This window comes from Centipeda flueggei ATCC 43531, assembly GCF_000160695.1.
Classification (GTDB): domain Bacteria; phylum Bacillota; class Negativicutes; order Selenomonadales; family Selenomonadaceae; genus Centipeda; species Centipeda flueggei.
The window spans coordinates 197,923-205,162 of record NZ_GG694010.1 but is presented as its reverse complement, the minus strand read 5'-3'; the positions used below and the strand labels follow the sequence as shown (position 1 = coordinate 205,162).

Annotated in this window: 7 protein-coding genes; all 7 read left to right on the top strand. The window is 55.2% G+C overall.

Features of this window, described 5'->3' with window-relative positions; genetic code table 11:
- Positions 1–244 precede the first annotated feature (244 nt).
- The 7 genes from sufC to HMPREF0908_RS10315 all read left to right on the top strand — a co-directional run bounded on the left by sufC (position 245) and on the right by HMPREF0908_RS10315 (position 7,094).
- Positions 245–1,003: a Fe-S cluster assembly ATPase SufC gene (gene sufC / locus HMPREF0908_RS10345; protein WP_040572738.1), complete on the top strand. Its 759-nt coding sequence runs from the start codon at positions 245–247 to the stop codon at positions 1,001–1,003.
- 6 nt (positions 1,004–1,009) lie between these two features.
- Positions 1,010–2,428: a Fe-S cluster assembly protein SufB gene (gene sufB / locus HMPREF0908_RS10340; protein ID WP_006691450.1), complete on the top strand. Its 1,419-nt coding sequence runs from the start codon at positions 1,010–1,012 to the stop codon at positions 2,426–2,428.
- On the top strand, positions 2,425–3,276 hold the full coding sequence (locus HMPREF0908_RS10335; protein ID WP_006691449.1) for a SufD family Fe-S cluster assembly protein: 852 nt from the start codon (positions 2,425–2,427) through the stop codon (positions 3,274–3,276). The genes sufB and HMPREF0908_RS10335 overlap by 4 nt, the downstream gene beginning before the upstream one ends.
- A complete protein-coding gene (locus HMPREF0908_RS10330; RefSeq protein WP_006691448.1) occupies positions 3,257–4,495 on the top strand; it encodes a cysteine desulfurase in 1,239 nt (412 codons plus the stop codon). The genes HMPREF0908_RS10335 and HMPREF0908_RS10330 overlap by 20 nt, the downstream gene beginning before the upstream one ends.
- Positions 4,485–4,931, top strand: coding sequence for a Fe-S cluster assembly sulfur transfer protein SufU (gene sufU, locus HMPREF0908_RS10325; RefSeq protein WP_006691447.1), 447 nt, complete (start codon positions 4,485–4,487; stop codon positions 4,929–4,931). Before HMPREF0908_RS10330 ends, sufU begins: the two co-directional genes overlap by 11 nt.
- A gap of 156 nt (positions 4,932–5,087) precedes the next feature.
- Entirely contained in the window at positions 5,088–6,083 is a 996-nt protein-coding gene (locus tag HMPREF0908_RS10320) for an ABC transporter substrate-binding protein (RefSeq protein WP_006691446.1), read from the top strand.
- Positions 6,084–6,107: 24 nt separating this feature from the next.
- Entirely contained in the window at positions 6,108–7,094 is a 987-nt protein-coding gene (locus HMPREF0908_RS10315; RefSeq protein ID WP_040572749.1) for an ABC transporter substrate-binding protein, read from the top strand.
- Positions 7,095–7,240 lie beyond the last annotated feature (146 nt).

The following is a 7,240-nucleotide window of genomic DNA, read 5'->3' as shown; positions in this document are numbered from 1 at the left end:
GTACGCAGCTGTTGTACGATGACAATATTGTCTGAGTACAGCAGCTTTTTTGTCCCTTTTCCTTGGCTTCGGATTTCCCTTTCTCACTCGGATAAATGAAACATAGTCTCAATTATATGTTTTGTTTATGGTTTGCTCTGTAAGTTATTGACTTTTTATATGAAAGCCCCTACAATGTGAAATGTTAATCCCGAGTATTTTTGTAAGGATTCAATACAGATGTAAAGCTAAGGGAGTTTTTATTATGTCAGATACATTGCTGCAGATCACCGATCTTCATGCCGGTGTTGAGGGCAAGGAGATTCTAAAGGGTGTCAATCTCACGGTGAGCAAGGGGGAGGTCCATGTTATTCTTGGCCCGAATGGGTCAGGCAAGTCTACGTTGATGAACGTGATGATGGGGCACCCAAAGTATGAGATGACGCATGGGCGTATTGTCTTTGATGGGAAGGATATTTCGGAGCAGCCGTCCTATGAGCGTGCACGTGACGGGCTTTTTCTCGCCTTCCAGACACCGGAGGAGATCCCGGGGATCACGGTCGAGAATATGATCCGTACGGCGCGCCAGATGGTTACAGGCAAGAAGGAGAAGCTGATCGCCTTCCGCAAGGAACTAAATGCGATGATGGCAGAGCTGAAGATTGATCCGAGCTATGCACAGCGTTATCTGAACGTCGGCTTCTCCGGCGGGGAGAAAAAGCGCAGCGAAGTCCTGCAGCTGCTCATGCTCCAGCCGAAATTGGCCCTCCTCGATGAGACGGACTCCGGGCTTGATGTCGATGCGGTGCAGATCGTCTCTGAGGGCGTTGCAAAGTTCCATACAGCTGAGAATGCCTGTCTGATTATCACGCACAACGCACGCATCCTCGATAAGCTGAAGGTGGATTTTGTCCATGTGCTTGCCAAAGGCGAGATCATTCGTGAGGGCGGCGCAGAGCTCGTGGAACAGATCAATGCGGAAGGCTTTGCCCATATTCTTGCAGAGCACGATAGAGTGGGGTGAGCAGGAATGGGGGATTTTGTACCAAAGAAGAAAACCCAGATCGACGATATTGAGCGCACAATCTACGATATCACGAACGAGGATCGCTCTGCGTATAAGTCTGCGTCGGGACTGACGGAGGAGATCATCCGTGATATTTCTGCACGCAAGCACGATCCCGCATGGATGCTTGATTTTCGCCTGAAATCACTCAAGGTCTACCATGAAACACCAATGCCGGCATGGGGGCCGGATCTGTCGGCGCTGGACATGGATGAGATCGTGACCTATGTCCGTCCCGATGCGAAGATGGTCGGCGACTGGAATGAGGTTCCCGAGGACATCAAGGATACGTTTGACCGTCTGGGGATTCCCGCGGCGGAGAAGTCCTCGCTCGCGGGCGTCGGAGCACAGTACGACTCCGAGGTGGTCTATCACTCGATTCAGGAGTCGCTCGTGAAGCAGGGGGTCGTCTACACGGATATGGAGACGGCACTGCAGGAGTACGGCGATATTGTTCAGCAGTACTTTATGACGCTTGTGCCGCCGAAGGCACATAAATTTGCTGCACTGCACGGTGCGGTCTGGTCGGGCGGCTCTTTCGTCTACGTGCCCGAGGGGATTCAGGTGGACATCCCGCTGCAGTCTTATTTCCGTCTCAATGCAGCAGGGGCAGGGCAGTTTGAACATACGCTCATCATCGTGGAGAAGGGCGCCAGCCTGCATTTCATCGAGGGATGTTCTGCGCCAAAGTACAATGTGACGAATCTCCATGCGGGCTGTGTCGAGCTGTTCGTCAAGGAGGGGGCGCGTCTGCGCTACTCGACGATCGAAAACTGGTCGCGCAACATGATGAATCTCAATACGAAGCGCGTGAAGGTGGAGAAGAACGGTGCCGTGGAGTGGGTCTCCGGCTCGTTCGGCTCACACGTCTCGATGCTCTATCCGACGAGTATCCTGCAGGGGGAGAATGCGACCTGTGAGTTCACGGGGATCACCTTTGCCTCGAAGGGGCAGGAACTCGATACGGGAGCGACGGTCATCCTCGATGCGCCCAATACGTCAGCAAATATCAGCACGCGCTCGATCTCAAAGTCGGGCGGTGCCGCGATCTATCGCAGTGGGGTCAAGGTGACACCGCGTGCTGTCGGGGCAAAGTGCTCCGTCAACTGTGAGTCGCTGATGCTCGACTCCGCGTCACGGAGTGACACGCTTCCCGTGATGGATGTTGCCTGTGATACGGTGGACATCGGACATGAGGCAAAGATCGGACGCATCAGTGATGAGGCGATCTTCTATCTGATGAGCCGCGGCATCGACGAGGAGGAGGCGCGCGCGATGATCGTGCGCGGATTCGTTGAGCCGATTGCGAAGGAACTCCCGCTTGAGTATGCGGTTGAGATGAATAATCTGGTCAATATTGAATTGGAAGGGGCGATGGGATGATGGCAGCAGCCAATGGATTCAGCCGCATCCCTATGCCGACATGGCATTGGCTGGGGGTCAACGACCTGCCTGTGCCCGATGGGCTCACACTGCCTGCTGCACCAATACAGCTCTCCGCAGCGGCAGGAGAATGCGTGCATCATGTGGTGGAGCTGCGTGAAAGCGGTGCACAGGAGATTGAGGTAATGGTTGCCGACGGTGCAGAGCTGTCGCTGACCTATATCCAGCTGGCTCCGACAGATGCGCCTGCCGCTAGCCGGATCCATGCGGCGGTGGGAAAGGGAGGCCGCTTTTCCTGTACCCTCGTCGAGGCGGGCGCACAGCATACCGCCTCGGAACTGCAGGTGACACTCGTAGGCGATCAGGCGTGTACGGATGTATGGGGGCTCTATTTCGGCGATGATGCACGCAAGATCGATCTCAACTATATCATCCGTCAGGAGGGGCAGCATACAGATGCCAATATGCAGGTGCGCGGCGCACTTCTCGGGCACTGCGTCAAGAACTTTCGCGGAACGCTGGACTTTATCCAGGGGGCACGCGGTTCGGTTGGGAAGGAAGATGAGGAGGTCATGATTCTGTCCCCTCATGCCCACAACCGAAGTGTGCCGCTGATGCTCTCCCATGAGGGCGATGTGGACGGACATCATGCCGTCAGCATCGGGCGGATGGATGCGGATAAGATGTTTTATCTGATGAGCAGGGGGCTCGATGAGCGTGCGGCACAGCAGCTCATTGTCGAGGCATCCTTTTCCCCCGTGCTGGCGCGCATCACGGATGAGACACTGCGCACGGAGATTGGAGACTATTTGGAGAGGAGACTGTTGGGTGGAACGCAAGGTGAATGAGTATCTGCGGGATTTTCCCATCCTGCAGACAAAAATGAACGGCCGTCCCATTGTTTATCTCGACAATGGCGCAACGACGCAGAAGCCAGAGACGGTCATCCGCGCGGTCGCTGACTACTGTACGTACTGTAATGCGAACCCGCACCGCGGCGCGTATGAGCTCTCGATCAAGGCGACGGATATCTATGAGAGGGCACGGGTGCGCACGCAGCAGTTCATCGGTGCGGCGCGTCCGGAGGAGGTCGTATTCACGAAGAATGCGACGGAGGCACTGAACCTCGTAGCGTACAGCTATGGCCTTGCGAACGTTCGTGAGGGGGATGAGATCGTCATTACGATCTCGGAGCATCACAGCAATATCGTTCCGTGGCAGTTCGTGGCAAAGTCGCGCGGTGCTGTGCTGAAGTATATCTATCTGGGCGAGGACGGCAATCTCTCCGAGGCAGATATTGCAGAAAAGATCACGGAGCGGACGAAGATTGTCGCTGTGACGCAGGTATCCAATGTGCTCGGACTCGTCAATGATGTGCGCGCCGTTGCCGACCGAGCGCACGCCGTCGGCGCGGTTGTCGTTGTCGACGGCTCACAGAGCGTGCCGCACATCAAGGTGGATGTGCAGGCGATGGATGCGGATTTCTTTGCGTTCTCGGGGCATAAAATGCTTTCCCCGATGGGCATCGGCGTCCTCTATGGCAAGTACGATATACTCGATGCGATGCCGCCGTTCCTCTTTGGCGGGGACATGATCGACTATGTCGGCGAGCAGGAGACGACGTTTGCCGAATTGCCGGCAAAGTTCGAGGCGGGGACGCAGAACGTCAGCGGTGCATCAGGACTGATTGCGGCGATCGACTATCTGGACAAGATCGGCTTTGACCGCATCGAGGCGATTGAGCGCGATCTTCTCAGCTATGCACTGCCGCAGCTGCGGGAACTGCCCTTTGTGGAGCTCTATGGATGCGATTCAACCCGTGGAAATAAGACGGGCATCATCACATTCAACGTCAAGGATGTTCATCCGCACGATGTATCGACGATCCTCGACAGCTACGGCGTTGCGATTCGCGCGGGGCATCACTGTGCGCAGCCGCTCATGCGCTTTCTCGGACAGAACGCTACCTGCCGCGCGAGTTTCTACCTCTACAATACGCATGAGGACATTGACCAGTTTATCGCTGCACTGAAAAAGGTACGGGGGGTGCTCGGCTATGCCGACTGAGAACACGGCTCTCGGCGATCTCTATACGGAGGTCATCGGCGAGCACAGCCGCTCGCCCGAGAACAAGGGCGAGCTCGCAGCGGCGACCGTGCGTGAGCGCGGACACAATCCGAGCTGCGGCGATGAGATTACACTCGAACTCCAGATCGAGGACGGCATCATCAAGGATGCCGCATTTACTGGGGTTGGCTGTGCCATCTCGCAGGCGAGCACGGACATCATGATCGACCTCATGCGCGGCAAGACCGTGGAGGAGGCAAAGCGGCTCGCAGAACTTTTCACCTCGATGATCAAGCGTGAGGTGACCAACGATGCAGCATTGGAAGAACTCGATGAGGCAATTGCGCTCAAGAACATCTCCAATATGCCCGCACGCGTCAAGTGCGCTGTGCTGGCATGGCATACGCTGGAAGACGTGCTGGAGAAAAAACAATAATATGATGGGACTGCTTTGGAACGATGTGCTCGGAGCAGTTCTTTTTACGTAGATTGTTGATTATTTTTTCATCATACGACTACTAGATTTTTTTTTCATTGGCATGTATAATGAAAAAGATTGAAAAATTAACACGATAGAAAAGGTGGAGATTCGATGCGGATGAAAACGGCAATGAAGGCAGTTGCTATTGGCGTCGCCGCCCTCGGGCTTTTCTCTCTCTCAGGCTGCGGAACGAATCAGCAGGCAGGCGGTGAGAAGTCCTATAAGATCGGTGTCGTTCAGTTGGTGGAGCATAATGCGCTCGATGCAGCGAACCGCGGATTTATTGACGGACTGAAGGCACGCGGCTACGAGGAGGGGAAGAACCTCACGATCGACCGGCAAAATGCACAGGCGGATCAGTCGAACCTCCAGAACATCGCGCATCGCTTCGTCAGCGACAAAGTGGATCTGATCTGTGCGATTGCGACGCCGGCGGCGCAGTCCGTGGCAAATGTGACGAAGGATATTCCCATCGTCGGGACGGCGATCACGGACTACGTGAGTGCAAAACTCGCGCAGTCCAATGAGAAGCCCGGCGGGAATGTAACGGGAACAAGTGATCTGAATCCGATTAAGAAGCAGATTGATCTTCTCATGCAGCTTTATCCCAATGCAAAAATCATCGGTACGGTGTATTCCTCGAGCGAGATCAACTCTGAGACCCAGATCAAGGCGATGACGGAGTATGCGGAGTCAAAGGGCCTGACGGTGCGTGCCGCGACCGTATCGACAGTCAATGATATCCCGCAGGCAGCGCAGAGCCTTGTCGGTGAGGTCGATGTGTTCTACGAGCCAACCGACAACGTCATTTCTTCTTCGATTCCAACGCTGGTCAGTGTGACGGATGCGGCGGGCAAGGCGGTGATCTGCGCGGAGCCGTATATGGTGACGGGCGGCTGCCTTGCGACCTATGGGATTGACTACTATAAGCTCGGTGTGCAGACGGGAGATATGGCAGCAGATATTCTTGACGGCAAGAGCAAACCGGCAGATATGCCGATCGAGACGGCGCGCGATTTGACGCTGGTCATCAGTAAGGGAAATGCAGCGCGGCTCGGGCTGACGATTCCGGAGGATGTACTGAAGGATGCAACACTCGTGGACTGATGAATGGACGATGATGGGACGTTGATGTGGATGAAAAAATGGATGAAATGTGCGGCGCTTGGACTTGCGGCGCTTGGACTCGTGACAGCAGGATGCGGACAGCAGGCACAGCAGGGCGAGAAAACCTACAAAGTGGGGATTGTGCAGCTCGTAGAGCATAGCTCGCTTGATGATGCCAACCGTGGATTTGTCGACGGACTGAAGGAACGCGGCTATGAGGAGGGAAAGAATCTCGCGATTGACCGCCAAAATGCACAGGCGGATCAGTCTAACCTACAGAATATCGTTCAGCGGTTTATCAGCGACAAGGTTGACCTGATCTGTGCGATTGCAACACCAGCAGTACAGTCCGCCGCGAATGCGACGAGGGATATCCCCATCGTTGGGACGGCCGTGACGGACTATGTCAGTGCCAAGGTCGTCGCATCCAATGATGCACCGGGCGGCAACGTGACGGGGACAAGCGATCTCGCGCCCATTGCTGAGCAGATCGATCTTCTCATGGCGCTCTATCCGAATGCAAAGACCATCGGTACAATCTACTCGTCGAGTGAGGTCAATTCTGAGATTCAGGTCAAGGCGATGAAGGCCTACGCAGAATCGAAGGGGCTGACGGTGCGTACGGCGACGATCTCGACGGTCAACGACATCCAGCAGGCAGCGCAGAGTATGGTGAATGATGTGGACGTGTTCTACGAGCCGACGGACAATGTGATTGCATCGGCCATTCCAACCCTGACGAGCATTACGGATCCTGCGGGCAAAGGCGTGATCTGCGGCTATGTCGGCGGTGTTACGGCCGGTGCACTTGCGACGAAGGGCATTGACTACTACAAACTCGGCGTACAGACGGGCAATATGGCGGCGGACATCTTTGAAGGAAAGAAGCCGGCTGCGATGCCGATCGAGACGGCACATGACCTCACAGTGGTCATCAACAAGAAGAACGCGGAGAGAATCGGGCTGACGATCCCTGCGGATGTGTTAAATAGTGCGACTATTGTCGAGTAACAGCAATCGACATAAAGAGGGACTGCTGCATACCCCCATCGGCTCGCCATGCTCGCCGCTCCCCCCATAAACGGGAGGAGCTAATTTAGCCTTCCCCGTTTACGGGGAAGGGGGACCGCGAAGCGGTGGAAGGGATACAGGAAAGG